This window comes from Pseudomonas sp. B6002, assembly GCF_013385985.1.
Lineage (GTDB): Bacteria > Pseudomonadota > Gammaproteobacteria > Pseudomonadales > Pseudomonadaceae > Aquipseudomonas.
In genome coordinates, this window is sequence record NZ_JACAOY010000027.1 from 185,008 (window position 1) to 209,579 (window position 24,572).

23 protein-coding genes are annotated in these 24,572 nt (G+C 63.6%); 19 read left to right on the top strand and 4 right to left on the bottom strand.

From position 1 onward, the window contains the following. Nucleotides 1-261: 261 nt before the first annotated feature. From ctlX to HX792_RS27050, 7 genes are all read left to right on the top strand, one after another. Entirely contained in the window at nt 262-1,188 is a 927-nt protein-coding gene (ctlX, locus tag HX792_RS27020) for a citrulline utilization hydrolase CtlX (protein ID WP_176998936.1), read from the top strand. Nucleotides 1,189-1,204: 16 nt separating this feature from the next. After that, entirely contained in the window at nt 1,205-2,251 is a 1,047-nt protein-coding gene (locus HX792_RS27025) for an ornithine cyclodeaminase (RefSeq protein ID WP_176998937.1), read from the top strand. 225 nt (nt 2,252-2,476) lie between these two features. Further along, a complete protein-coding gene (locus HX792_RS27030) occupies nt 2,477-3,256 on the top strand; it encodes an ABC transporter substrate-binding protein (protein ID WP_176998938.1) in 780 nt (259 codons plus the stop codon). 133 nt (nt 3,257-3,389) lie between these two features. After that, nucleotides 3,390-4,091: an ABC transporter permease gene (locus HX792_RS27035; protein WP_176998939.1), complete on the top strand. Its 702-nt coding sequence runs from the start codon at nt 3,390-3,392 to the stop codon at nt 4,089-4,091. Continuing rightward, on the top strand, nt 4,088-4,801 hold the full coding sequence (locus tag HX792_RS27040) for an ABC transporter permease (RefSeq protein ID WP_176998940.1): 714 nt from the start codon (nt 4,088-4,090) through the stop codon (nt 4,799-4,801). Before HX792_RS27035 ends, HX792_RS27040 begins: the two co-directional genes overlap by 4 nt. Before the next feature lie 3 nt (nt 4,802-4,804). Next, nucleotides 4,805-5,635 carry an ABC transporter ATP-binding protein gene (locus HX792_RS27045; protein WP_218172816.1) on the top strand — a complete coding sequence of 277 codons (831 nt, stop codon included), beginning with the start codon at nt 4,805-4,807 and terminating at the stop codon, nt 5,633-5,635. Nucleotides 5,636-5,639: 4 nt separating this feature from the next. Then, nucleotides 5,640-6,137, top strand: a complete 498-nt coding sequence (locus HX792_RS27050) for an Lrp/AsnC family transcriptional regulator (RefSeq protein ID WP_071487193.1) — start codon at nt 5,640-5,642, stop codon at nt 6,135-6,137. A gap of 117 nt (nt 6,138-6,254) precedes the next feature. Here HX792_RS27050 and HX792_RS27055 read toward each other — a convergent pair whose 3' ends face one another. From HX792_RS27055 to HX792_RS27070, 4 genes are all read right to left on the bottom strand, one after another. Continuing rightward, nucleotides 6,255-7,136, bottom strand: a complete 882-nt coding sequence (locus HX792_RS27055; RefSeq protein ID WP_176998941.1) for a TIGR03915 family putative DNA repair protein — start codon at nt 7,134-7,136, stop codon at nt 6,255-6,257. Continuing rightward, complete coding sequence (locus tag HX792_RS27060; protein WP_176998942.1) at nt 7,133-8,353, bottom strand: putative DNA modification/repair radical SAM protein; 1,221 nt, start codon at nt 8,351-8,353, stop codon at nt 7,133-7,135. Before HX792_RS27060 ends, HX792_RS27055 begins: the two co-directional genes overlap by 4 nt. Nucleotides 8,354-8,519: 166 nt before the next feature. After that, a complete protein-coding gene (locus HX792_RS27065; protein WP_176998943.1) occupies nt 8,520-9,857 on the bottom strand; it encodes a lysine N(6)-hydroxylase/L-ornithine N(5)-oxygenase family protein in 1,338 nt (445 codons plus the stop codon). A gap of 120 nt (nt 9,858-9,977) precedes the next feature. After that, nucleotides 9,978-10,460, bottom strand: a complete 483-nt coding sequence (locus HX792_RS27070; protein WP_176998944.1) for a sigma-70 family RNA polymerase sigma factor — start codon at nt 10,458-10,460, stop codon at nt 9,978-9,980. Nucleotides 10,461-10,718: 258 nt separating this feature from the next. Here HX792_RS27070 and HX792_RS27075 point away from each other — a divergent pair, with 258 nt between their 5' ends. From HX792_RS27075 to HX792_RS27130, 12 genes are all read left to right on the top strand, one after another. After that, complete coding sequence (locus tag HX792_RS27075; protein ID WP_176998945.1) at nt 10,719-11,891, top strand: efflux RND transporter periplasmic adaptor subunit; 1,173 nt, start codon at nt 10,719-10,721, stop codon at nt 11,889-11,891. Between the two features lies 1 nt (nt 11,892). Then, nucleotides 11,893-13,866 carry a MacB family efflux pump subunit gene (locus tag HX792_RS27080; RefSeq protein ID WP_176998946.1) on the top strand — a complete coding sequence of 658 codons (1,974 nt, stop codon included), beginning with the start codon at nt 11,893-11,895 and terminating at the stop codon, nt 13,864-13,866. Beyond that, nucleotides 13,859-15,271 carry an efflux transporter outer membrane subunit gene (locus tag HX792_RS27085; protein WP_176998947.1) on the top strand — a complete coding sequence of 471 codons (1,413 nt, stop codon included), beginning with the start codon at nt 13,859-13,861 and terminating at the stop codon, nt 15,269-15,271. The genes HX792_RS27080 and HX792_RS27085 overlap by 8 nt, the downstream gene beginning before the upstream one ends. A gap of 107 nt (nt 15,272-15,378) precedes the next feature. Further along, a complete protein-coding gene (locus tag HX792_RS27090; protein ID WP_176998948.1) occupies nt 15,379-16,140 on the top strand; it encodes an alpha/beta fold hydrolase in 762 nt (253 codons plus the stop codon). 116 nt (nt 16,141-16,256) lie between these two features. Then, on the top strand, nt 16,257-17,027 hold the full coding sequence (locus HX792_RS27095) for a FadR/GntR family transcriptional regulator (RefSeq protein WP_176998949.1): 771 nt from the start codon (nt 16,257-16,259) through the stop codon (nt 17,025-17,027). Nucleotides 17,028-17,234: 207 nt separating this feature from the next. Further along, nucleotides 17,235-18,437 carry an ABC transporter substrate-binding protein gene (locus HX792_RS27100; RefSeq protein WP_176998950.1) on the top strand — a complete coding sequence of 401 codons (1,203 nt, stop codon included), beginning with the start codon at nt 17,235-17,237 and terminating at the stop codon, nt 18,435-18,437. A gap of 57 nt (nt 18,438-18,494) precedes the next feature. Next, nucleotides 18,495-19,355, top strand: a complete 861-nt coding sequence (locus tag HX792_RS27105) for a branched-chain amino acid ABC transporter permease (RefSeq protein ID WP_176998951.1) — start codon at nt 18,495-18,497, stop codon at nt 19,353-19,355. 1 nt (nt 19,356) lies between these two features. Beyond that, on the top strand, nt 19,357-20,367 hold the full coding sequence (locus HX792_RS27110) for a branched-chain amino acid ABC transporter permease (protein ID WP_176998952.1): 1,011 nt from the start codon (nt 19,357-19,359) through the stop codon (nt 20,365-20,367). Then, nucleotides 20,364-21,113 carry an ABC transporter ATP-binding protein gene (locus HX792_RS27115; protein WP_176998953.1) on the top strand — a complete coding sequence of 250 codons (750 nt, stop codon included), beginning with the start codon at nt 20,364-20,366 and terminating at the stop codon, nt 21,111-21,113. The genes HX792_RS27110 and HX792_RS27115 overlap by 4 nt, the downstream gene beginning before the upstream one ends. Further along, the gene (locus HX792_RS27120) at nt 21,113-21,808 is read left to right on the top strand and encodes an ABC transporter ATP-binding protein (protein ID WP_176998954.1); all 696 of its coding nucleotides are present in this window, start codon (nt 21,113-21,115) and stop codon (nt 21,806-21,808) included. The genes HX792_RS27115 and HX792_RS27120 overlap by 1 nt, the downstream gene beginning before the upstream one ends. Nucleotides 21,809-21,821: 13 nt before the next feature. Next, a complete protein-coding gene (locus HX792_RS27125) occupies nt 21,822-23,090 on the top strand; it encodes a Zn-dependent hydrolase (RefSeq protein ID WP_176998955.1) in 1,269 nt (422 codons plus the stop codon). Continuing rightward, on the top strand, nt 23,087-24,487 hold the full coding sequence (locus HX792_RS27130) for an amidase (RefSeq protein WP_176998956.1): 1,401 nt from the start codon (nt 23,087-23,089) through the stop codon (nt 24,485-24,487). Before HX792_RS27125 ends, HX792_RS27130 begins: the two co-directional genes overlap by 4 nt. Nucleotides 24,488-24,572 lie beyond the last annotated feature (85 nt).

The following is a 24,572-nucleotide window of genomic DNA, read 5'->3' on the forward strand; positions in this document are numbered from 1 at the left end:
ACCAAAACCATCCCCATACTAATGTGGGAGCTGGCTTGCCTGCGATAGCGGTCTGTCAGTCGAAGCATCTGTTGCTGATACACCGCTATCGCAGGCAAGCCAGCTCCCACATTTGAAAGCATTTCAGATCGACAGCCGATTCGGCTGTGCCACTGCCCTTTTCAGCTTTCCCGGCTGAACCGCCCCGCTGTTTCAGCCGGGATTCATCCCGCACAAGCCACAAAATAAGCGCACAGCTCAACCTCATGGATTCGTGCACCCATGCAAACCACCAACACCGTCTTGATGATTCGCCCGGCGCGCTTTGCCTTCAACCCGGACACCGCGATCAACAACCGTTTCCAGCGCCCGCCCCAGGACCCGCTCAGTGCACAGCAGAAAGCGCTGGAAGAGTTCGACGGCTACGTCGACACCCTGCGCAGCCACGGCGTGGAAGTGCTGGTGGTGCAAGACACGCCGGCCCCCCACACCCCCGACTCGATCTTCCCCAACAACTGGTGGAGCAGCCATGCCGACGGCAGCCTGGTGCTGTACCCGATGGAAGGCCAGAACCGACGACTGGAACGCAACAAAGGCGTGCTGCAGGTGCTGGAGCAACGCTTTGCGATCAACAGCACCATTGATCTGAGCCACCTGGAACAACAAAACATCTTTCTTGAAGGCACCGGCAGCATGGTGCTCGACCGCCAGCACCGCATCAGCTACGCCTGCCACTCCGGGCGCACCCACCACGACGCCCTGCGCCAATTCGCCGAACGCCTCGATTACCAGCTCTGCGTGTTCCACGCCGTCGACCGCCATCACGCGCCGATCTACCACAGCAACGTGATGATGAGCGTTGGCCGCGACCTCTCGGTGGTGTGCCTGCAAGCCCTGCCCGACACCGACGAGCGCCGCACCCTGGAACGCTCTCTGCGCGACACCGGCAAAGACATCCTGGCCCTCGACTTCGATCAGTTGGAAGCCTTCGCCGGCAACATGCTTGAAGTCCACGACCGCGACGGCCAGCCACTGCTGGTGATGTCCGCCAGTGCCTGGGGTGCCCTGCAGCCCGCGCAGCGCCAGCACGTGGAGCGCCACACGCGCCCGGTGGTGGTGAACATCGACAACATCGAACGCATCGGCGGCGGCAGTGCCCGCTGCATGCTGGCGGAAGTGCACCTGCCCGCCCGCGCTACCTACCAATAACTCAAGGAGTCTTGCCATGACCCGCTATATCGACGTCAACGACCTCAGCTACCTGGTCTCGCAAAAAGGCCTGCAGACCTGCATCACCGAAATGGCCGAGTACATCCGCGCCGACTACCTGCGCTGGCAGGATTTCGAGAAATGCGCACGCCTGGCCAACCATTCGCCGGATGGCGTGATTGAGTTGATGCCGGTGTCGGACGCCTCGCTGTATGCCTTCAAGTACGTCAACGGCCACCCGAAAAACACCTTGGCCGGCATGCTCACCGTGATGGCCTTCGGCGCCCTGGGCGATGTGGACACCGGCGAGCCGGTGCTGCTGGCAGAAATGACCCTGACCACCGCGATCCGCACCGCCGCCACCTCGGCCCTGGTCGCCCGTTACCTGGCGCGTGAAAACAGCCGCAGCATGGCGTTGATCGGCAACGGCTCACAAAGTGAATTCCAGGCGCTGGCCTTCCACGCCATGCTCGGTATCAATGAGATCCGCCTGTTCGATATCGACGCCAAGGCCACCGCCAAGCTGGCCGCTAACCTCAAGGCCTTCCCGGCCATCAAGGTGATCCTGGCCGGCAGCGTGGCCGAAGCGGTCAAGGGCGCCGATATCGTCACCACCGTCACGGCCGACAAGGCCTACGCCACCATCCTTACCGACGAGATGATCGAGCCGGGCATGCACCTCAACGCCGTGGGCGGCGACTGCCCGGGCAAGACCGAGCTGGACCGACGCATCGTCGAACGCGCCCGGGTGATCGTCGAGTACGAACCGCAAAGCCGCATCGAGGGGGAGATCCAGCACATGCCGGAAGACTCGCCGGTGACCGAATTGTGGCAAGTCATCAACGGCCAGAAACCCGGCCGCGAGAACGCGCGCCAGGTCACCCTGTTCGACTCGGTGGGGTTTGCCATCGAAGACTACTCGGCCCTGCGCTATGTGCTGGACGTGGCCAAGGCGCTGGACGTGGGCAGCACCCTGGAGCTGGTGCCAGCGCTGGCCGATCCGAAAGATTTGTTCGCGCGCCTGGCCCAACAGCCCTGCGCACAGCAGAAAAAGCGCGCCTGAGACCGCTCTGGCCTGCCCCTTTGCGACCAGGGCCGGCCAGAATTCAACCGATAAAAAGCCGATTCAGCGCGTGCGGCAGCCGATTCCGCTGCATTACGCTTTTTAACAGCGCAATTCGCGCTTTATGCACGGGGTAAACGACACAAAAAACGCACCATCATGAAGCATTCTCTGTGCCCAACGATTCAATGCCCTGACATCAATTACAACATATAGGGACAACCCATGACTCCACTGCGATCACTCTTCGCCGCGTTGCTGTTGCCACTCTGCGCCAGCGCCGCTCACGCCCAGGACTGGAAAGAAATCCGCTTCGGCGTATTCCCCGAATACCCACCCTTCGAATCCGTGGCCGCCGACGGCAGCCTGCAAGGGTTTGATATCGAGCTGGGCAACGCGATCTGCGCCAAGCTCGAGGTCAAGTGCACCTGGGTGCACAACGAATTCGACGGCATGATCCCCGCCCTGCGCGCACGCAAGTTCGACGCGATCATGTCGTCCATGGCCGTGACCCCGGCGCGGGAAAAGGTCATCGACTTCAGCGACCGCCTGTTCCTCAGCCCGACCTCAGTGATCACTCGCAAAAGCGCCGACTTCGGCGATACGCCGGAATCGTTGAAAGGCAAGCAAGTGGGCGTGCTGCAAGGCTCGCTGCAGGAAGCCTATGCCCGTGCCCACCTGGCCAAGCTGGGGGCGCAGATCAAGGCGTACCAGTCCCAGGAGCAAAACTACGCCGACCTGCAGAATGGTCGCCTCGACGCCACCCTGACCGACAAGCTCGAAGCCCAGCTCAACTTCCTGTCCAAGCCTGAAGGCGCCGACTACAAGACCGGCCCGGCCTTCAAGGACCCGACCCTGCCCCTGGACATCGCCATGGGCCTGCGCAAGAACGACCAGGAATTGCGCGCGCTGATCAACAAGGGCATCGCCGCCGTGCAGGCCGATGGCACCTACGCGCAGATCCAGAAGAAGTACTTCGGCGATCAAGACATCTACAACGAGTGATCCCAACGCCTCCCCCCTGTAGGAGCCGGCTTGCCGGCGATGGCGGCCTGAAGCGTTGCGCTGAATTCAAGGGCCTCATCGCCGGCAAGCCGGCTCCTACAAGGGGCGTCTGTGTCCTTGAGAGATACCCACCATGAACGAATTCCTCAACTTGCAGGGCTACGGCCCGATGCTCGCCCACGGCGCCTGGATGACGCTCAAGCTGGCGTTCCTCGCGCTGGCCTTGAGCCTTGCGCTGGGCCTGATCGCCGCGGGAGCCAAGCTGTCCAGCGTGAAATGGCTGCGGGTGCCCGCCACCCTGTACACCACGCTGATCCGCAGCGTGCCCGACCTGGTGCTGATCCTGCTGATTTTCTACAGCCTGCAACTGTGGCTGAACGACCTGAGCGAAACGTTCGGCTGGGACTACTTTGAAATCGACCCTTTCACCGCGGGCGTCGTGACCCTGGGCTTTATCTACGGCGCGTATTTCACCGAAAACTTCCGTGGGGCGATCCTCAGTGTGCCCGCCGGCCAGCTGGAAGCCGCCACCGCCTACGGCCTGAGCCGCTGGCAGCGTTTTCACCTGGTGCTGTTCCCGCAGTTGATGCGCTTCGCCCTGCCGGGCCTGGGCAACAACTGGCTGGTGCTGCTCAAGTCCACGGCGCTGGTGTCGATCATCGGCCTGTCGGACCTGGTCAAGGCCGCGCAGAACGCCGGCAAGAGCACCAATGAACCGCTGTATTTCCTGATTCTTGCGGGCCTGGTGTACCTGGTGATCACCACCCTCTCCAACCGCATCTTCAAGCGCCTGGAACGGCGCTACAACCTGGGCATCAAGGGGATGGCGCGATGATCGAACTGTTCCAGCAATACGGCCTGGCCTACCTGTTCAGCGATGGGGCAGGGTTGTCCGGCGTCGCCATGACCTTGTGGCTGTTCATTGTCTCGGTGGTCCTGGGATTCTGCCTGTCGATCCCCTTGGCCTTGGCCCGCGTCTCGCCGCACTTCTGGCTGCGCTGGCCGGTGGAGGTCTACACCTACCTGTTTCGCGGCACGCCGCTGTATATCCAATTGCTGATCTGCTACACCGGGCTGTACAGCCTGGAACTGGTGCAGGACAACGCCCTGCTCAACCAGCTTTTCCGCAATGCGCTGAACTGCACGCTGCTGGCCTTTGTCCTCAACACCTGCGCCTACACCGTGGAGATCTTCGCCGGGGCGATCCGCAATATCCCCCACGGCGAAATCGAAGCCGCCCGCGCCTATGGCCTGCACGGCTGGCGCCTGAACCTGTTTGTGGTGGTACCCGCTGCCCTGCGCCGAGCGTTGCCGGCCTACAGCAACGAAATGATCCTGATGCTGCACGCCACTTCACTGGCGTTTACCGCCACCGTTGCCGACATCCTCAAGGTGGCCCGCGATGCAAATGCCGAGACGTTCCTGACGTTCCAGGCCTTCGGCATCGCCGCCCTGTTGTACATGCTGCTGTCCTTTGCACTGGTGGGCCTGTTTCGACTGGCCGAACGTCGCTGGATGCGCTTTCTTGTTCCTACCCGAGGCTAACCCATGAATCAGTCCGCGCAGGCCCTGGCCGCTTATCCCGTCGACCTCCCCTTTGCCAAACCCGTCACCGCCGCCGTCAAGCTGCAAGTCGAGGGCATCCACAAACGCTACGGCGAGCACGAAGTGCTCAAGGGCGTGTCGCTGAATGCACGCCAGGGCGATGTGATCAGCCTGATCGGCGCCAGCGGCTCCGGCAAAAGCACGATGCTGCGCTGCATCAACTTTCTTGAACAACCCGATGCCGGGGTGATCACCCTGGACGGCATCAGCATCAAAATGCAGCAAGGCCGCGCCGGCACCCGCGCGCCGCACCAGGCCCAACTGCAGAACCTGCGCACGCGCCTGGCCATGGTGTTCCAGCACTTCAACCTCTGGAGCCACATGACCGTGCTCGAAAACATCACCATGGCCCCGCGCCGAGTGTTGGGCGTGAGCGCCGCCGAGGCGGAACAACGCGCACGCCTGTACCTCGACAAGGTTGGCCTGCCAAGCCGCGTGGCGGACCAATACCCGGCGTTCCTGTCGGGCGGCCAGCAGCAGCGGGTGGCGATCGCCCGGGCCCTGGCGATGGAGCCGGAGATCATCCTGTTCGACGAACCAACGTCAGCGCTGGACCCAGAACTTGTAGGAGAAGTTCTCAAAGTCATACAGACGTTGGCCGAGGAAGGTCGTACCATGCTGATGGTCACCCACGAGATGGGCTTTGCCCGCCAGGTGTCCAGCCAAGTGCTGTTCCTGCATCAGGGCCGGGTCGAGGAACAAGGCGGCGCCGAGATCCTCGACCACCCCGGCAGCGAGCGCTTGCAGCAATTTCTTTCCAACCGTTTGAAGTGAACTCATGGATACCAAGGCCAACGGACCCCACTCCTCCCCTGCGCTGGATCGCATCGATGAGGCGATCATCGACGTGCTGCGCCACCAGGGGCGTATCACCTACGAAAAGCTTTCGTCGCTGGTGCACCTGACGCCCAGGCCGTGCCTGGAACGGGTGCGCAAGCTGGAGCGGCGCGGGGTGATTCGCGGGTATGGCGCGATCATCGACGTGCAGATGGTCTCGCCCGGGTTGTCACTGTTGGTGTTGGTGGCCCTGTCCAACCAGAGCGGGCGCTCGGCGCAAAAAGCCTTCGAGGCCTGCGTCAAAGCCTGCCCGCAGGTGTTCGAGTGCCAGTTGATCAGCGGGCCGTTCGACTACAGCCTGCGCATGCGCTGCCGTGACATGGAGCACTACCGGGTGTTGACGGAAACCTGGTTGAACAATGACGAGCTGCACATTGACAAGCTGGTGGCGCATCCGGAGTTGGCGGTGGTCAAGAACACCGCCACCGAGCTGACCTGAAACCCAATCCCCCTGTAGGAGCCGGCTTGCCGGCGATGGCGGCCTTGAATCGTGCAGCGGTTTGAAGGGCCTCATCGCCGGCAAGCCGGCTCCTACAATGGGTTGCGCGAGGGTCAGTCAGCCTTGGGTTGACTGGCCCACCGCTATCGCTGGCAAGCCAGCTCCTACAGTGGCCGGGTTTGCGATTTGTTTGCCGGGTTTGGCGCCTATCCGCTTGGCCTGGCCATCCTTCTGCTTGCCCATCCGCGCCTCGGTGATCAACCCCGGGATCAACTTGCCCTCCGGCAAATTCTTCCAGAACCGGCTGGGCAAATGCCCTTCCATGACCTTGGGATTCAAGCGTGCCGGGTTGAAGATGTGGCTGTAGTAGGTCAGCCACATGTCACTGTGGGGGTCCTCGACGTTCTGCGCCAATTGCTGCCAGGCCTCGGGGCACTTGCGTTGGTGAATCATCTGTTCGCCGTCGTAATACACCCCGTCCAGCGGCGTGGCGATCATCCAGCGATGGCGCCCCATGCGCCCGACAAAATGCTGGCTGGCAGATTTCAATATGTCATGGGCCGGCTCATGCCATGCCACATATTCCGGCAACTCAGGGCCCGCCTCGGCCGGCAGCGCGACAAACCGGACAAACGCATGCAAGTGGTGCGCTTCGCGACTCACATGCTTGATACGCCGCTGCAACTCACTGCCCAGCTTGTCACCGGCCAGCATCGCGGTGCGGTCGCCATGGCTGACGCGCCACAGCACTTCATACAACAGGCTCCAGCGCTGGTCGCCGTGGTAGCAGGCGGCGGACTCCAGCAGCTCCAGCAGTGCTTTCGGCACCCTGGTCTGGAACGGCCCAAGACCTTCGGGAATGGGTTCATCAGTGGCAAACAGGTCAGCCGCCTGCACCTCGCCCCAACTCACCTGGCTGGGGTCCACCTGATGGCTAAGGAGCCAACGTGCCTGGTCGCGCCAGGTGCTGAACAGGTTGTCGCATTCCAGGCTGATCATCCCCACAACCCCATTTGTTGCGGCTGCGGGCGGTCGCGCAGTTGCTCGCGCAGCAACACGCTGGTGCTGTCAGCCTGTTGCGGGTGGTAGTCACTGGTGATGAAAAACGGCTTGGCCTTGGCCAGCACACAGCGCATGCGGGCCAGGTCTTCGAAGCGGATCTTGCGTTCGCGGCGCAGGTCGACCAGACGCTGGGTGGTGCGCAGGCCAATGCCGGGAATACGTGCGATCAAGGTGGGCTCGGCGCGGTTCAGGTCCAGCGGGAACACCTCACGGTGCTCCAGCGCCCAGGCCAGCTTGGGGTCGATGTCCAGGGCCAGGTGGCCGGGGCCTTCGAACAGTTCATTGGCACTGAACCCGTAGCTGCGCAGCAGGAAATCGGCCTGGTACAAGCGGTGCTCGCGCATCAGAGGCGGCGCGGCCAGGGGCACGCTTTTCGGGCTGTTGGGGATGGGGCTGAACGCCGAGTAATACACGCGGCGCAGCTTGAAATTGCCGTACAGCGCCTCGGCACCGTGGAGGATGGTGCTGTCGTCGGTGTCGTCGGCGCCGACAATCAGTTGGGTGCTCTGCCCGGCCGGGGCAAAACGCGGCGCGCGCGGTTCGTTGCGCACCGTTTGCTCGCCGGTGTAGATGGTCTGCATGGCCTGCTTGATCGACACGATCTTTTTTTCCGGCGCCAGGGTCTGCAGGCTGGCCTCGGTGGGCAGTTCGATGTTCACGCTCAGGCGGTCGGCATAGCGCCCTGCTTCGGCAATCAACGCAGGGTCGGCGTCGGGAATGGTCTTGAGGTGAATGTAGCCGCGAAAGTCATGCTCTTCGCGCAGCAGTTTCGCGACGCGCACCAGCTGTTCCATGGTGTAGTCGGACGAACGGATGATGCCGGAACTGAGAAACAGCCCGCTGACGCAATTGCGCCGGTAGAAATCCAGGGTCAGGGTGACCACCTCCTCCGGGCTGAAGCGTGCACGGGGCACGTCGCTGGAGCGTCGGTTGACGCAGTATTGGCAGTCGTAGAGGCAGAAGTTGGTGAGCAACACCTTGAGCAGCGAGACGCAACGCCCGTCGGGCGTGTAGCTGTGGCAGATGCCCATGCCATCGGTGGAACCCAGCCCCGCCTTGCCCTCGGAACTGCGCTTGGGTGCGCCACTGCTGGCGCACGAGGCGTCGTACTTGGCGGCGTCGGCGAGGATGCTGAGTTTTTCGATCAACTGCATGGAGGGCTACCGATACTGGTTTTTTGTACAGTATCAGCGAGCACCCGCAAATGCCAGCGTGCAATGACGAACTGTAGGAGCCCGGCTTGCCGGCGATGGGGATCTCAGGGACGCCATCGCCGGCAAGCCGGGCTCCTACAGGGGGGCGCGCGATCAGCGCAAGGGATCAGCTGGCCGTGGCGAGCAACAGGTCCTGCACCGAGCGCGCCTTGCCACGGCTGCGGTCGTGCTCGAACAACGAGGCGGCAATCTCATCCGCGCGGATCGGCAGCACCGACAGCAAGGTGTCGCTCAGGCCGTGGCTGGCCTGGCTGAAGCCCTGGATGTAGATGCCCGCCTTGCAGCGCTCGTCGGTAACGATGCGGTAGTCGCGCGCCACTTCGAAGTCGCCCATGTAGGCTTCCAGCGGCGCCAGCAGCTCACGGTGCATCTGGCGCTCGTAACCGGTGGCCAGCACCACGGCGTCGTAATGGCTCACGCTGGTTTCGCCGGTGGCGTTGTTGCGCAAGGCCAGTTCGATACCCAGCGGGCTGGCGCTGGCTTTTTCGACCACAGTCATGGTGCGGAAGGCCTGGCGTGCAATGCCGGAGACTTTCTGACGATAGAAAATCCCGTAGATGCGTTCGATCAGGTCCAGGTCCACCACCGAATAGTTGGTGTTCTGGTATTCGGCGACCAGGCGCTCACGCTCGGCACCCACCTGCTGGAACACCAGGTCGGTAAAGGCCGGCGAGAACACTTCGTTGACGAACGGGCTGTCATCGGCGGGCTTGAGCGCCGAACCGCGCAGGATCATGTCGACCTGCACCGACGGGAAGCTGTCATTCAGATCGATAAAGGCCTCGGCCGCGCTCTGGCCACCCCCGATGATCGCGATGCGCATCGCCTTGCCCTCGACACACGGCTGCGTGGCCATGCGTGCCAGGTATTGGGAGTGATGGAACACGCGGCCGTCGTCCTTGAGGGCCTTGAAGGCTTCAGGAATGCGCGGCGTGCCCCCGGCGCTGACCACCACCGAGCGGGTGGTGCGCACATGCTGCTCACCCACGGCATCGCGGGAAATCACACGCAAGGCTTCAACCTGTTGCTGGTGCAGGATCGGCTCGATGGCCAGCACTTCCTCGCCGTAGCGGGCCTGGGCCTGGAACTGCCCGGCAACCCAGCGCAGGTAGTCGTTGTACTCCATGCGGCACGGGTAGAAGGTGCCCAGGTTGATGAAGTCCACCAGGCGGTCGTGGGCCTTGAGGTAGTTGACGAAGGAGTAAGGGCTAGTGGGGTTGCGCAGGGTGACCAGGTCCTTGAGGAACGAGATCTGCAATTCGCTCTGGGTCACCAGGGTATTGCCGTGCCAGCGGTAGTCGGCCTGCTTGTCGAGAAACAGCACGTCCAGTTTGCCCTGGGCCTTTTCACGCTCCTGCAGGGCGATGGCCAGCGCCAGGTTCGAAGGGCCGAAACCGATACCGATCAGGTCGTGAACCGCGGGCGAAGCAATTGCCTGTGTCATTCCAGTGTCCTCTGGATAAGCCCCTTGGCGATTGGGGCGGGAATACCTTCAAGGCCTGAACAACAGGCCGTGTGTTGATAGGAAACGAGGACAGTGAAATAAAATTTAACTGATCGCTGATCAGTGTGCTTCCCACTCGCGCATGCGCACCCGGCAGTGCTTCATGGCATTGACGATGTGCTTTTCCACGAGGCTGCGGGAAATGCACAGGCGTTCAGCGATCTGCGGGTGGGACAAGCCGTCGAGCTTGCGCAACAGGAAGCTGTCGCGGCAGACCGCGGGCAGCTCGGCCAGGGCGCGCTCGAGCATCTCCAGGCGCTGGCCCTGGTCGTGGGTGGCGTGGGGGGAACTGGCGGCAAAGCGTTCTTCGCTGTCGAGCACGTCCAGGGGTTCGGCCTGGCGCAGGGCGTTGCGCCGATGGCCGTCGATCACCAGATTGAGCGCGGTGCGGTACAGAAACGCCCGGGGCTGCTCGATCGGCGTGTCGCTGGAGCGCTCCAGCACCCGGACATAAGCGTCATGCACCACATCCTCGGCCACCTGACGGTTGCCCAGCTTGGCGTTGAGGAAACACACCAGCTCGCGATAGTAGTTTTCCAACATGACTCCCGGCCGTCCGGAGGGGCGGCATCAGATCCTTGAGTGCTAAAGAAGACAGCCCATCGATGATGGCAGTTTGAGTGCGTGCAATTTATAGTAATTCTCATCTACTTTTAAAGAAGTCTCACACCCACACGCAAATTTTTTTACCGACCAGACCTGTAACCGCTTGTGTAACAGCCTAAATCCCCACGCATTTCCAACGTTTAACTGTCAGCTCAGCGCAACTGCGCTCCGAACTTTCCCGGCTGGAACCTAAGCATGAAACGCCCTCGACCTGCCCGACGCGCCCTGCTTGTTGTGGCGTGCCTGATCCCCATCATCGCGGTTGCCGCCTGGCAGGTGCTGCCGTCGGGCCGCGACAACCTGGCCACGGTCACCGTCACCCGCGGCAATATTGAAAACAGCGTGACCGCCCTGGGCACCCTGCAACCGCGTCGCTATGTCGACGTGGGCGCCCAGGCTTCGGGGCAGATCCAGAAGATCCACGTGGAGGCCGGCGACCAGGTCAAGGAAGGCCAGTTGCTGGTGGAGATCGACCCGTCCACGCAAAAGGCCAAGCTCGACGCCAGCCGCTATGCCATCGAGAACCTCAAAGCTCAACTGCAAGAGCAAAAAGCCCAGCACGAACTGGCGCGTCAGAAGTACCAGCGCCAGCAACGTCTGGCCGCCGGCAACGCCACCCGCGAAGAAGATGTGCAAACCGCCAAGGCCGAGCTGAGCGCCACCCAGGCGCGGGTCGACATGTTCCAGGCGCAGATCCGCCAGGCCCAGGCCAGCCTGCGCAGTGACGAAGCCGAACTGGGCTACACGCGGATTTTCGCGCCCATGGCGGGTACCGTGGTCGCGGTGGACGCGCGGGTCGGCCAGACCCTCAATGCCCAGCAGCAGACACCGTTGATCCTGCGTATTGCCAAGCTGTCGCCGATGACCGTGTGGGCCGAGGTCTCCGAAGCCGACATCGGTCACGTCAAACCCGGCATGACCGCCTATTTCACCACCCTGGCCGGTGGCAACCGGCGCTGGACCAGCACGGTGCGCCAGATCCTGCCGATCCCGCCCAAGCCGCTCAATGAAACCAGCCAGGGCAGCGGTAGCCCCAGCAGTTCAAGCAAGAGCGGCAGCGGCCGCGTGGTGCTGTACACCGTGCTATTGGACGTGGACAACGCCGACAATGCACTGATGGCCGAAATGACCACCCAGGTATTTTTTGTCGCCAGCCAGGTCAAGGACGCCCTCACGGTGCCGGTCGCCGCCCTGCTGGGCAGCCACGGCACCGACAAGCAGATCGCCCGCGTAGTGGCAAAAAACGGGTCCATCGAGGAACGCGAAGTGCGCCTGGGCATCAGTGATCGCCTGCGGGTCGAAGTGCTGGGCGGCCTCAGCGAAGGCGATCACCTGCTGATCGGCCCGGCCGACGGCAGCGGGGGTTGAGTTGAGCACGCCTCTGATCGAACTCAAGCACATCCGCAAGTCCTACGGCGGCGGCGACAGCCCGCAGGTCGACGTATTGCGCGGGATCGACCTATCGATCCACGCCGGCGAGTTCGTCGCCATCGTCGGCGCTTCCGGCTCGGGCAAATCCACGCTGATGAATATCCTCGGTTGCCTCGACCGCCCCACCGAGGGCGACTACCTGTTCGCCGGGGAAAACGTCGCGCACCTGGGCAGCGACGAACTGGCCTGGCTGCGCCGCGAAGCCTTCGGTTTTGTGTTCCAGGGCTATCACCTGATCCCGTCGGGTTCGGCCCAGGAAAACGTCGAGATGCCGGCGATCTATGCCGGCATCAGCGCCACCGAACGCCATGCTCGCGCCAAGGCCCTGCTCACTCGCCTGGGCCTGGCCGACCGCACCGCCAACCGCCCGCACCAGCTTTCCGGTGGCCAGCAGCAGCGGGTATCGATTGCCCGGGCATTGATGAACGGCGGGCATATCATCCTCGCCGACGAACCCACCGGAGCCCTCGACAGCCACAGCGGCGCCGAAGTGATGACCTTGCTCGACGAGCTTGCCAGCCAGGGCCACGTGGTCATCCTGATCACCCATGACCGCGAAGTGGCGGCGCGGGCCAACCGCATCATCGAGATCCGCGATGGCCTGATCATCAGCGATTCTGCCGACAGCGAGACCTATGTGCCGGCCACGGCCAACAGCGATGCGCTGCAAGCCGTGGACCTGCGCCAGCGCCTGGCCGACGGCGCCGAGCACAACGGTGCGTGGAAGGCCGAACTGGTCGACGCGGTGCAGGCGGCCTGGCGGGTGATGTGGATCAACCGGTTCCGCACCGCGTTGACGTTGCTGGGGATCATCATTGGCGTGGCGTCGGTGGTGGTCATGCTGGCCGTCGGCGAAGGCAGCAAGCGCCAGGTCATGGCACAGATGGGCGCGTTCGGCTCCAACATTATTTACCTCAGCGGCTCCTCGCCCAACCCGCGCACGCCGCTGGGGATCGTCACCCTCAATGATGTCGCGGCGCTGTCGGCACTGCCCCAGGTCAAGCGCATCATGCCGGTCAACGGCAGTGACGCCGGCGTGCGCTTCGGCAATGTGGATTACCTGGCGTACGTGGGCGGCAACGATGTCAACTTCCCGGAAATCTTCAACTGGCCGGTGGTCGAGGGCAGCTACTTCACCGAGGCCGATGAGCGCGCCGGGGCGACCGTGGCGGTAATCGGCCACCGCATCCGCGAAAAGCTGTTCAAGGGCGTGGCCAGCCCGATCGGCCAGTACATCCTGATCGAGAACGTGCCTTTCCAAGTGATCGGCGTGCTGGCGGAAAAAGGCTCCAGCTCCGGCAACAAAGACAGCGACGACCGCGTCGCCATCCCCTACACCGCTGCCAGCGTGCGCCTGTTCGGCACCTACAACCCCGAGTACGTGGCCATTGCCACCACCGACGCACGCAAGGTGCACGAGGCCGAAGTGGCCATCGACCAGCTCATGCTCAAGCTGCACAACGGCAAGCGCGACTACCAGTTGACCAACAACGCCGCAATGATCCAGGCCGAGGCGCGCACCCAGAACACCCTGTCGTTGATGCTCGGCTCGATTGCCGCCATCTCCCTGCTGGTGGGCGGGATCGGCGTGATGAACATCATGCTGATGACCGTGCGCGAACGTACCCGCGAAATCGGTATCCGCATGGCCACCGGTGCGCGCCAGCGCGACATCCTGCGCCAGTTCCTCACCGAGGCGGTGATGCTCTCGGTGGTCGGCGGCCTGTTCGGCATCGCCCTGGCGTTGCTGGTGGGGGGTGTGCTGGTACTGGCCGAAGTGGCGGTGCAGTTTTCCCTGGTGGCGGTGCTGGGCGCGTTCGGCTGTGCGCTGGTCACCGGTGTCGTATTCGGCTTTATGCCGGCCCGTAAAGCTGCCCGGCTCGATCCGGTTAAGGCGTTGACCAGTGAATAAACGATCCATCGCACCGCCCCTGTCCGTGCTCAGCCTGTGCCTGTTGCTCAATGCCTGCACTGGCAACCCGCCGACCGTCGACAGCGGTATCGCACCACCCGCCGCCTGGCAGTACGCCGAACGGAATGCCGCCCAGGCGATCAACAGCCGCTGGTGGACGCAGTTTGGCAGCGCGCCACTCAACCGCCTGATCGACCAGGCCCGCCGCGACAGTTACGACGTGGCTGCCGCCATGGCCCGCGTGCGCCAGGCCCAGGCCAGCGCCGTGATCGCCGGTGCGCCGTTGTTGCCCGAGGTAAAGTTCAACCTCACCGCCAGCCGTGAAAAGCTGCTGCGCGGCAGCGGCAGTTCGGCGCTGGACGCCACCGAAAGCAATAACACCGTCGACAGCTTCGGCGCCAACCTCACCGCCAGTTATGAGGTGGACTTCTGGGGGGGCCGCGCCGCAGCACGGCATAGCGCCTTGCAGACGCTACGCGCCAGCGAGTTCGACCAGGCCACCGTGGAGCTGACCCTGCTCAGCAACGTCGCCGACCGCTACGCGCAAACCCTGGCCGCACGCCAGCGCCAACAGATCGCCGAGCTGAACCTGACGAATGCGCGCAACGTGCTGGACCTGGTGCAAACTCGCTACACCGCCGGCTCCGCCACCGCCCTGGAACTGGCCCAGCAAAAAAGCCTGGTCGCCAGCCAACAACGGCAATTGCCGTTGATCCAGCAAGTGGCGGAAGAATCCCGGATCACCCTCGCCGCCCTCCTCGGCCAGCCCGTGCAGGCCCTGGACCTGGGCAGCGAAGGGTTCCAGGCCCTCAGTTGGCCCGCTATCGGCCCGGGTGTGCCCAGCCAACTGCTGAGCCGTCGCCCCGACCTGGCCCAGGCCGAAGCGCAATTGGCGGCCGCCCGTGCTGACGTCACTGTGGCCCGTGCGGCCATGTTGCCCACGGTCACCCTGGGCGCCACCGTGGGTTCGGGGTCGTACAAGGCCGAGGACATCCTGCGCAGCCCGTTCTACAACCTGACTTCGGGGCTGGTGGCACCGATCTTCAACCATGGCCGTTTAAGTGCGGAACGCGACAAGGCCAGTGCCCGCCAGGATGAGCTGCTGCAAACCTATCGCGGCGCAATCATCAATGGTTTTGCCGACGTGGAGAAAGCCCTGAGCAGCATCACGCGCCTGGACCAGCAACGTCAGTGGCAGGCAGAAGAACTGGAGCAGGCCCAGACCGCCTTCCAGATCGCCGAAAGCCGCTACCAGGCGGGTGCCGAGGACCTGCTGACGGTACTGGAAACCCAGCGCACCCTGTATGCCGCGCAAGATTTGAACGTGCAACTGCGGCTGTCACGGCTGCAGGCGAGCATTGCCTTGTACAAGGCGTTGGGCGGCGGTTGGAAAACCGAAATCTGATAAACGAAAGTCTGGTTTCCTACTGAAGTCTTTTTATCACCCTACATTTTTCAACCCGGGGTCCTTGGTAAAAAAGCCGCTCTCACACGGCTGCCCAGGACCTTTTGATGAAACCCAGCGTTCGCCTGACTCGCCTGGCCTGGTCTTTGATCGGGCTCATCGCTGCCCCCTCCCTGGCCGAACCGCTGATCCCACCCACCGCCATTGACTGGCTGCTGGACTGTCCACTGCCCACCGTCGCCCGGCTGGACCCGGAAGTGTTGGGCCGCACGCAATGCGGCGTGGTGAGCGTGCCCCGCGACCATGCGGCTCCTTCCCGTGGCCGCGTGCGCCTGGTGCTGACCCGTGTCGGCGCCCGCCAGCCGTTGAACCGCGAGGGCGTGGTGTTCGCTCAATCCGGCGAACCGCACCACGGCAAACACACCCCTTTCGCTCTCCACCTCGCCAGCCGCTGGGAGTCCTACGCCACACCGGCCTACCGCGCACTGACCAACCATTACGACGTGATCGAACTCACCCCACGAGATTTGCGCCAGGCCCAAGGCGTCGAGCAAGCCGCGTTGGACATGGAGTTCGTACGCGCCCAACTGGGCGAGGCACGCCTCAACTTTGTCGGCAACGCTGACGCCACGCGGCTCGGCAGCCGCTATGGCGCGCTGTTTCCGCAGCGTGTCGCGCGCATGGTGCTGGTCAATGCCAGCCACGGCGAACCCATCACATCGGGTATCGAGCACCTGTTGCTCAAGGCGCCACCCGCCCCGAGCAACCTCGCCAACGGCTGCGTCGAGCGATGGTTGGGCGACTTCCTGATTTATGGAAAACAACCGCCGCCTTCAGCACGTTGTCTCGACAATGGCCAATGGGACTAACACCCGCACTCACGCATTTGCGACCCCTTGCCACCGAAAACGACACCCTGCGTTGACCTGAGGGCTCAAGCGTTATTAAGTACTATTTATCCGCATTAATACGATAAATCGAAGCCATGCTAAGCCGCCCGCTGAAACGCAAACGTCAGAAGCTGTCCGATGTGATTGTCGAGTCGGTCAAGCGCTCCATCGTCACCGACGCCTTGAAGCCCGGTGACCGTTTGCCCACCGAACGTGAGCTGATGGAAAGCTTCCAGTGCTCCAAAGGCTCGGCACGCGAAGCGCTCAAGGCCCTGGAGGTCGAAGGCCTGGTGAACACCCGCACCGGCCCCAGCGGCGGCGCGTACCTGAACCAGGCCGGCACCGAGCCGGCCAGCCGGGCGTTGCGCAATTACCTGCACTTCCAGCACCTGGACGGCGAGCAGGTGTACCAACTGCGCAAAGTCATCGAGGTGGAACTGGCGGTGTCGGTACTCGGGCGCCTCAGCGAGGACGACTACCAGGCCCTGCAGGACAACGTGGCGTTCTGCAGCGCACCGGAAGACAGCGAAGCCGGCCAGCGCGAACAACGCCTGGCGGAACTGGAGTTCCACAACCTGCTGGCCAAGGCCTGCCCCAACCCGCTGCTGAGCTTCATGGCGCAGTTTCTCAACGACCTGCTGCGCGATCTGGTGGTGCTGAAAAAAGCCTACAAACCCAAGCGCAAACAGTTCGATGCGGCCAACCTCGACTATCACAAGCAGTTGCTGATCGCCTTTCGTGCCGGGGACGAAAGCGCCGTGCGCAGCCTGATGCATGAACACATGTGCGATGCCGAACACCACATGACCGCCCTTGAAGGCGAGGTCAGCCCGCATTTTCTGTTGGAGTTTGATCACCACCACTGACCCTGTAGGAGCCGGCTTGCCGGCGATGGCATCACCTGGGTGCATTTGACACACCGAGGTGCCTGCATCGCAGGCAAGCCAGCTCCCACATTTTGACCGCATTCCAACCAACTTCCGCGCCATCCAATAACAGGCCTGCCCACAGGCCCTTGCTCCACCGTATCGCCCTTGCCGCTCCTGCCAATAACTAAACCAGGGAGTCACCCCATGCAGCGTCGTACGTTATTGAAAGCCAGTCTTACCGCAGCCGCCGCCCTCAGCCTCCCGCTGAGCGTGCGGTCGGCATTCGCCGCCGAGCCCTTTACCTTTTACGGCCTCAAGTCCATGTCTGGCGCCTTTGCCAGCTATGGCAAGTTTGCCGACATGGGTTCACGCCTGGCGGTGGGCCAACACCCCGAAGTACTCGGCCGCCCGTTGAACTACAAGGTCATCGACACCGAAGGCAACGCCGGCAAGGCGGTGCGCAAGGTGCAGGAAGCCATCCAGCAGGACGGCGCACGGTTCTTCCAGGGCTGCACCCTGTCGTCGTCGGCGCTGGCGGTGGCCAAGGAAGTGGACAAGGTCGGCGGCGTGTTCATGACCCCGGTGGGCGCCGATGAAGTCACCGGCAAAGACTGCAACCACGCGACCTTCCGCTGGTCGGTGCCCACCTACGGCGCGATCCGCGAAACCATGGTGCCGCTGATCAAGCTGCTGCCGGACGCCAAGCGCTGGTACACCATCACCCCGCAATACGTGTTCGGCGAAGCGCTGCTCGAAGGCGCCAAGAATGTGCTCAAGGAACACGGCCTGGAGCACATCGGCAACAGCTACCACTCGTTGCAGGAGCAGGAATTCTCCGGCTACCTGACCAACGCCATCGCGGCCAAGCCCGATGTGCTGGTGCTGCTCAACTTCGGCAGCCAGTCCTCCAACACCCTGCGCCAGGCGGTGAACTTCGGCATCAAGGAACGCATGAAAGTGCTGCTGGTATGGTCCGCCGGCCTCGATCAATTCCAGGAGCTGGGCAGCGATGTGCTCGAAGGCGTGTACCTCGGCGCGCAGTATTGGCACCAGGTCGACACCCCGCTCAATCGCGAGCTGGTCAAGTTCACCCAGGCTAAATACGGCATCAACCCCACCTACCCGCTGGCCGCCGACTACATCAGCACCAAGGTTATGCTCGACACCATCATCTCGACGGGCAGCTTCGACGGCCCCACCGTGGCCAAGGCCATGCAAGGCTTGAGCTTCGAAGGCCCGACCGGCAAGGAATCGATCCGCGCCGGCGACCACCAGGTGATCAAGGACTACTACCTGCTCGTCGGCAAGGCCGCTGGCGACATGGTCGACAAGGACGACCTGGCCAAGGTACTCAGCGCCGGCCAGTCGTTCCCGCCCGTGGAAGCCACCGGCTGCACGCTCGCCTGATCCCCTGAACATTGCACAGCAGGGCTGCGCGAGCAGCTTCCTGCCGAGGGTGCCTGCATGCTTAATCTTTACCTGTTCCAGATACTCAACGGCCTGGGGTTGGGAATGATCTATTTCCTGATCGCCGTCGGGCTGACCATCATTTTCGGCCTGCTCAACTTCGTCAACTTCGCCCACGGCGCGTTCTTTCTGCTGGGTGCCTACATCTGCTACACCGCCGTCAGCCTAACCGGCAATTTCTGGCTGGCGCTGCTGATCGCGCCATTGGTGGTGGCAGCATTGGCCTGGGTGATCGAGCGATTGTTGATCCAGCGCATCTATCACTTGCCGCACATGTTCCAGATCCTGGTGACCCTGGGGATCGCACTGATCATCCAGGAAGCCAGCGTGATGATCTGGGGCCCGGTGGGAAAAAGCGTTGCGGTGCCGCAATTGCTGCGCGGCGTGCTGGTGGTGGGCGACTTCGTGTACCCACACTACCGCCTGTTCCTGATCGGTTTCTCCGGCCTGGTCGGCCTGGGCTTGTGGCTGCTGCTGGAACGCACGCGCTTCGGTGCCCTGGTGCGCGCCGGCAGTGAAAGCACTGAAACCGTGTCGTTGCTGGGCACCAATATCTTCCGCCTGTTCTCCATGACCTTCGCCCTCGGCGTGGCCCTGGCCGGCGTTGCGGGCGTACTGTTCGCCCCGTTGCGCGGCGCCCAGCCCTTTGTCGGCCCGGAGATCCTCGGCGTCGCCTTCGTGGTGGTGGTGATCGGCGGCATGGGCTCGTTCAGCGGTGCGCTGGTCGGCGGGTTGCTGGTGGGCGTGGTGCAAAGCCTGATGACCACACTCTGGCCCCAGGGCGCGAGCCTGATGATCTACGGCGCGATGGCCGTGGTGATCCTGGTGCGTCCTTACGGCCTGTTCGGGAGAGCCTGACATGAGCGAGAAAAATCCCCTGCCGTTTGCCAAGACGCAATCGCGCGCGATGTTGCTGTGGGTGTTGGCGGTGCTGATTGGCCTGCCGTTGATCCTGCCGTCGGCGACCCTGGCAACCGAGATCCTGATCTTTGCCATGGCGGCCCTGGCCTGCAACCTGCTGCTGGGTTACACCGGGCTGCTGTCGTTTGGCCAAGGCATCTTCTTCGGCGCCGGCGCCTACTGCGCCGCGTTGCTGATGCTGCACCTGCAACTGGGGTTGTTCGCCGCCCTGCTCGGCGCCGCCGTGGCCGGTGGCTTCCTGGCCTTGCTGGTGGGCGCCCTGGCGATCCGCCGCACCGGCATCTACTTCGTGATGCTGACCCTCGCGTTCAGCCAGATGGCCTACTTCGTCGCCTACACCCTCAGCGACTGGACCGGTGGCGACAACGGCCTGCTCAGCGTGCCGCGTCCGGAGATCCGTATCGGTGAAACGGTGCTGCTGTCGCTCAGCGATGCCCGCGCCTTCTATGCCTTTGTCGCGGTGCTGTTCCTGCTGATTTTCATCGGCGCGCGCCGGGTGATCGCCTCACCGTTCGGCAGCACGCTGATGGCGATCCGCGAAAACGAAACCCGCGCCTCGGCCATCGGCTACGACACCCGCCACTTCAAGATCCTGGTGTTTGTGCTGTCCGGCGCCGTCACCGGGATTGCCGGCGCGCTGTACGCGATGCTGCTGCACTTCGTGCCGCTGTCGAACATCGACCTGGCGATGTCCGAGAACATCCTGATCATGACCATCGTCGGCGGCACCGGCTCGTTGTTTGGCTCGCTGCTGGGCGCCGGCTCCATCGTGCTGCTCGGGGATTTCCTCTCCGACCTGTGGCCGCGCTGGCTGATGCTGCTGGGGGTGATCCTGATCCTGGTGGTGATCTTCATGCGGGGCGGTTTGTGGGGCGGCCTGGCGTCGCTGTTCGAAAAGGTACGCGGCAGCCGCAAGGCCGCCGTTGTCGCCAAGGAGGAAGGGCTATGAGCATCCTGCTGGAAACCAAAGACCTGGAACTGGCCTATGGCGCCTTCCATGCGGTCAACGGTGTGAACCTCAAGGTCGAGGCTGGCACCATCCACACCATCATCGGGCCCAACGGCGCGGGCAAAACCAGCCTGTTCCACTGCCTCACCGGCGAGCGCCAGGCCACGGCCGGGGCGATTCATTTCGACGGCAGGAACCTGATGCGCAAACCCGCCCATGGCCGCGTCGGCCTGGGCATGGCGCGCTCGTTCCAGCTCACGAGCCTGTTCCAGAACCTCAGCGTGCGCGAAAACCTGCGCCTGGCGGCCCAGGGCCGTGACGGTGCCCGTGCGCTGAACTTCTGGCGCCGCGTCGACAGCAAACGCGAACACCTGGACATGGCCGACCAGGTGCTGGAGCGCCTGCAACTCACCACCCGCGCCGACACCCTGGCCGGCGAGTTGTCCCACGGCCAGCAGCGGGTGCTGGAGGTGGGCATGTCGATCTGTTCCAAGCCCAAACTGTTGATGCTGGATGAGCCCACCTCGGGCATGGGCATCGACGACATCCCGATCATGACCCAGCTGATCAGCGACCTCGGCCGCGACCACACGGTGCTGCTGATCGAACACAACATGAGCATCGTCATGTCCATCAGCCAACGCATCACGGTGATGAGCCACGGCCAGATCCTGGTGGAAGGCACGCCGGAATTCGTACGCGCCGATGAGCGTGTGCGCACTGCATACCTTGGGGAGGCTGCCTGATGCTGATCGTCGAGAACATTCATTCCTACTACGACAAGAGCCACGTGCTCGAAGGCGTCTCGCTGACCGTCAACCCTGGCGAACTGGTGACCCTGCTGGGGCGTAACGGCGCCGGCAAGACCACCACCCTGCGCAGCATCCTCGGGATCATCTGCCCGCGCCAGGGCCAGATCCACTTCAACGGCCAGGCGTTGGTGGGGCAGAAGATCTTTGAAATCGCCCGTCAGGGCCTGGCGCTGGTGCCGGAAAATCGCGGGATCTTCCGCCTGCTTAGCGTCGAAGAGAACCTGCGCATCGCCGCGCGCAAGACCAGCCGCTGGCAGCTCGAAGACGTGTACGCCATGTTCCCGCGCCTCAAGGAGCGCCGCAAAAACGCCGGCCACGCGCTGTCGGGTGGTGAGCAGCAGATGCTCGCCATCGCCCGCGCCCTGCTCAATGATCCCAAGCTGCTGATCCTTGACGAGCCCACCGAAGGCCTGGCCCCGGTGATCGTCGACGAGCTGGTGAAGATCCTGCGCAAGGTCAAGGACGATGGCCTGCCCGTGCTGCTGGTGGAACAGAACCTGATGGTCTGCGACAAGCTCGCCGACCGCCATTACGTGCTCGAACAGGGCCGCGTGGTGTACGAGGGCAGCGCCGCTGACTTCCGCGCCGACCCGAGTATCAAGAATCGCTATTTGGCCCTGAGTGCCTGACCGGAGATTGCAGATGAATAGTTTTGCGCAACCGCTCCAGAGCAATGCCCCGCTGATCAACCGCGACCGTTTGTGGCAATCGCTGATGGACCTGGCCCAGCTCGGTGCCACCGTCAAGGGCGGCGTGTGTCGCCTGGCCCTGACCGACCTGGACCGCCAGGCCCGTGACCTGTTCGTGCAGTGGTGCGAGGCGGCCGGGTGCAGCGTCACGGTCGACGCCATCGGCAATATCTTTGCGCGTCGTGCCGGGCGCAATCCCGCCCTGCCCCCGGTGATGACCGGCAGCCATATCGACACCCAGCCCACCGGCGGCAAGTTCGACGGCTGCTACGGGGTGATGGCCGGGCTGGAGGTGATCCGTACTCTCAACGATTTGAACATCGAGACCGAAGCGCCGATTGAAGTGGTGGTGTGGACCAACGAAGAAGGCTCGCGCTTTCCGCCGTGCATGATGGGCTCCGGGGTATTTGCCGGTAAATTCGACTTGCAGGAAACCCTCGACAAACTCGACGACCAGGGCCTGTCAGTGGGTGCCGAATTGCAGCGCATCGGCTACGCTGGCACCCGCGCCGTGCCTGGCCATCCGGTGGGTGCGTATTTCGAAGCACACATCGAACAAGGCCCGGTGCTGGAAGACCAGGCCACTACCATCGGCGTGGTCATGGGCTGCCTGGGCCAGAAGTGGTTCGACCTGACCTTCACCGGCGTCGAAGCCCACGCCGGGCCGACACCGATGCACCTGCGCAAGGACGCTCTGGTGGGCGCCGCCGAGGTGGTCAGCGCGGTCAACCGCATCGCCCATCAACAGCAACCCCATGCCTGTGGCACGGTCGGTTGCCTGAGCCTGCACCCGGGTTCGCGTAACGTGATTCCCGGCCAGGTGCACATGACGATCGACCTGCGCCACCTGCACGCCGACAAGCTGCAAGCCATGGTCGATGAGGTGCGCGGCGTGATCGAAGCCACCGCCAAACACCACGGCTTGAGCTTTGAGCTGACGCCGACGGCCGACTTTCCACCGCTGGACTTTGCCCCGGCGTGCGTCAACGCCGTGCGCGAAGGCGCCCAGGCCCTGGGCTTGAGCCACATGGACATCGTCAGTGGCGCCGGGCACGACGCGATTTTCGTTGCCGAACTGGGCCCGGCCGGGATGATCTTTGTGCCGTGCGAAGGCGGCATCAGCCATAACGAAATCGAAAACGCCGCGCCGGATGATCTGGCGGCGGGCTGCGCGGTGCTGCTGCGCGCCATGGTCAACGCAGCCCAGGGGGATGTGGCATGAGTGAGATCGGCCAACTGACGGCGGTGCAACTGCTGGCGCATTTTCGTGACAAGAGCCTGTCGCCGGTGGACGTCACCGAGGACGCGTTGCTGCGTATCGAACGCTACAACCCGGTGGTGAATGCCTACTGCCATGTCGACCCGGAGGGCGCACTGAACGCCGCACGCGCCTCGGAACAACGCTGGCTCAAGGGCCAGCCGTGCGGCGCGCTTGACGGTGTGCCCGCGTCGATCAAGGACCTGACCCTGACGGTCGGCATGCCCACCCGCAAAGGCTCACGCACCTCGTCCGCCGAAGGGCCGTGGGACGTGGACGCACCCTTCTCGGCCTTCATGCGCAAGGCCGGCGCGGTGCTGCTGGGCAAGACCACCACCCCGGAGTTTGGCTGGAAGGGCGTCACCGACAACCCGCTGTATGGCATCACCCGCAACCCGTGGGACACCCGCACCACCGCCGGCGGCTCCTCGGGCGGCGCAGGCGCGGCGGCGGCCTTGAACCTCGGCGTGCTGCACCAGGGCAGCGATGCGGGCGGTTCGATCCGGATTCCCTGCGCGTTTACCGGCACGTTCGGCATCAAGCCAACCTTCGGCTACGTGCCGCAATGGCCCGCCAGCTCCATGACGATCCTGTCGCACCTGGGGCCGATGACCCGTACCGTGGAGGACACGGTACTGATGCTGCAGACCGTCGCGCAACCCGACGCGCGGGATGGCCTGATCGGCGCGCCCAGAACCACGCCCTGGCTCACCCCGGGCACGGACCTCAAAGGCTTGCGCGTGGCCTACAGCCCCACGTTCGGTTATGTAGACGTCGACCCGCAGGTGGCCAGCGTCGTCGCCCGGGCCGTGCAGGGCCTGGTGCAACTGGGCGCCCACGTGGAAGAAATCGACCCGGGTTTCAGCGACCCGCTGGAGGTGTTCAGCACCCTGTGGGCGGCCGGTGCCGCACGCCTCACCGGGCCCATGAACGAGGCGCAGAAACAGCTGCTCGACCCCGGGTTGCTGAGCATCGCGCAACAGGGCGAACGCTTGAGCCTGGATCACTTCAACGCAGCCCTTGAAGCCCGCGCCGCGTTGGTGGCGCGCATGGCCGCGTTCCATGAGCACTACGACGTGCTGGTCTCGCCGATGATGCCGATCACCGCGTTCGAGGCCGGTCACAATGTACCGCCCGGTTCGGGCATGCAGGCCTGGATGGAGTGGACGCCGTTTACCTATCCCTTCAACCTGACCCAACAACCGGCCGCCTCGGTGCCGTGCGGTTTGGCAGCGAATGGCCTGCCGGTGGGCTTGCATGTGGTTGGCGCACGGTTTGCCGATGAGCAAGTGTTAAGGGTGTGCCAGGTGTATGCACAGGCATTCCCGACTGAGCACCTGGAAGCACCGCGAGCGCTCTAACTCAAGCCTTACGCCCCGGGATCGACCTGTGCATCCCGGGGTGCTAATGGCCTATAATCCGCGCTTCTTTTCTGTTGCCCGGATT

Coding starts and splice junctions, on each gene's coding strand:
- HX792_RS27130 (WP_176998956.1), top strand. CDS start 23,087: ATGAGTGAGATCGGCCAACTGACGGCGGTGCAACTGCTGGCGCATTTT.
- HX792_RS27055 (WP_176998941.1), bottom strand. CDS start 7,136: ATGATCAGCCTGGAATGCGACAACCTGTTCAGCACCTGGCGCGACCAG.
- HX792_RS27030 (WP_176998938.1), top strand. CDS start 2,477: ATGACTCCACTGCGATCACTCTTCGCCGCGTTGCTGTTGCCACTCTGC.
- HX792_RS27035 (WP_176998939.1), top strand. CDS start 3,390: ATGAACGAATTCCTCAACTTGCAGGGCTACGGCCCGATGCTCGCCCAC.
- HX792_RS27065 (WP_176998943.1), bottom strand. CDS start 9,857: ATGACACAGGCAATTGCTTCGCCCGCGGTTCACGACCTGATCGGTATC.
- HX792_RS27095 (WP_176998949.1), top strand. CDS start 16,257: ATGCTAAGCCGCCCGCTGAAACGCAAACGTCAGAAGCTGTCCGATGTG.
- HX792_RS27040 (WP_176998940.1), top strand. CDS start 4,088: ATGATCGAACTGTTCCAGCAATACGGCCTGGCCTACCTGTTCAGCGAT.
- ctlX (WP_176998936.1), top strand. CDS start 262: ATGCAAACCACCAACACCGTCTTGATGATTCGCCCGGCGCGCTTTGCC.
- HX792_RS27120 (WP_176998954.1), top strand. CDS start 21,113: ATGCTGATCGTCGAGAACATTCATTCCTACTACGACAAGAGCCACGTG.
- HX792_RS27100 (WP_176998950.1), top strand. CDS start 17,235: ATGCAGCGTCGTACGTTATTGAAAGCCAGTCTTACCGCAGCCGCCGCC.
- HX792_RS27110 (WP_176998952.1), top strand. CDS start 19,357: ATGAGCGAGAAAAATCCCCTGCCGTTTGCCAAGACGCAATCGCGCGCG.
- HX792_RS27050 (WP_071487193.1), top strand. CDS start 5,640: ATGGATACCAAGGCCAACGGACCCCACTCCTCCCCTGCGCTGGATCGC.
- HX792_RS27060 (WP_176998942.1), bottom strand. CDS start 8,353: ATGCAGTTGATCGAAAAACTCAGCATCCTCGCCGACGCCGCCAAGTAC.
- HX792_RS27090 (WP_176998948.1), top strand. CDS start 15,379: ATGAAACCCAGCGTTCGCCTGACTCGCCTGGCCTGGTCTTTGATCGGG.
- HX792_RS27075 (WP_176998945.1), top strand. CDS start 10,719: ATGAAACGCCCTCGACCTGCCCGACGCGCCCTGCTTGTTGTGGCGTGC.
- HX792_RS27105 (WP_176998951.1), top strand. CDS start 18,495: ATGCTTAATCTTTACCTGTTCCAGATACTCAACGGCCTGGGGTTGGGA.
- HX792_RS27125 (WP_176998955.1), top strand. CDS start 21,822: ATGAATAGTTTTGCGCAACCGCTCCAGAGCAATGCCCCGCTGATCAAC.
- HX792_RS27115 (WP_176998953.1), top strand. CDS start 20,364: ATGAGCATCCTGCTGGAAACCAAAGACCTGGAACTGGCCTATGGCGCC.
- HX792_RS27025 (WP_176998937.1), top strand. CDS start 1,205: ATGACCCGCTATATCGACGTCAACGACCTCAGCTACCTGGTCTCGCAA.
- HX792_RS27070 (WP_176998944.1), bottom strand. CDS start 10,460: ATGTTGGAAAACTACTATCGCGAGCTGGTGTGTTTCCTCAACGCCAAG.
- HX792_RS27045 (WP_218172816.1), top strand. CDS start 4,805: ATGAATCAGTCCGCGCAGGCCCTGGCCGCTTATCCCGTCGACCTCCCC.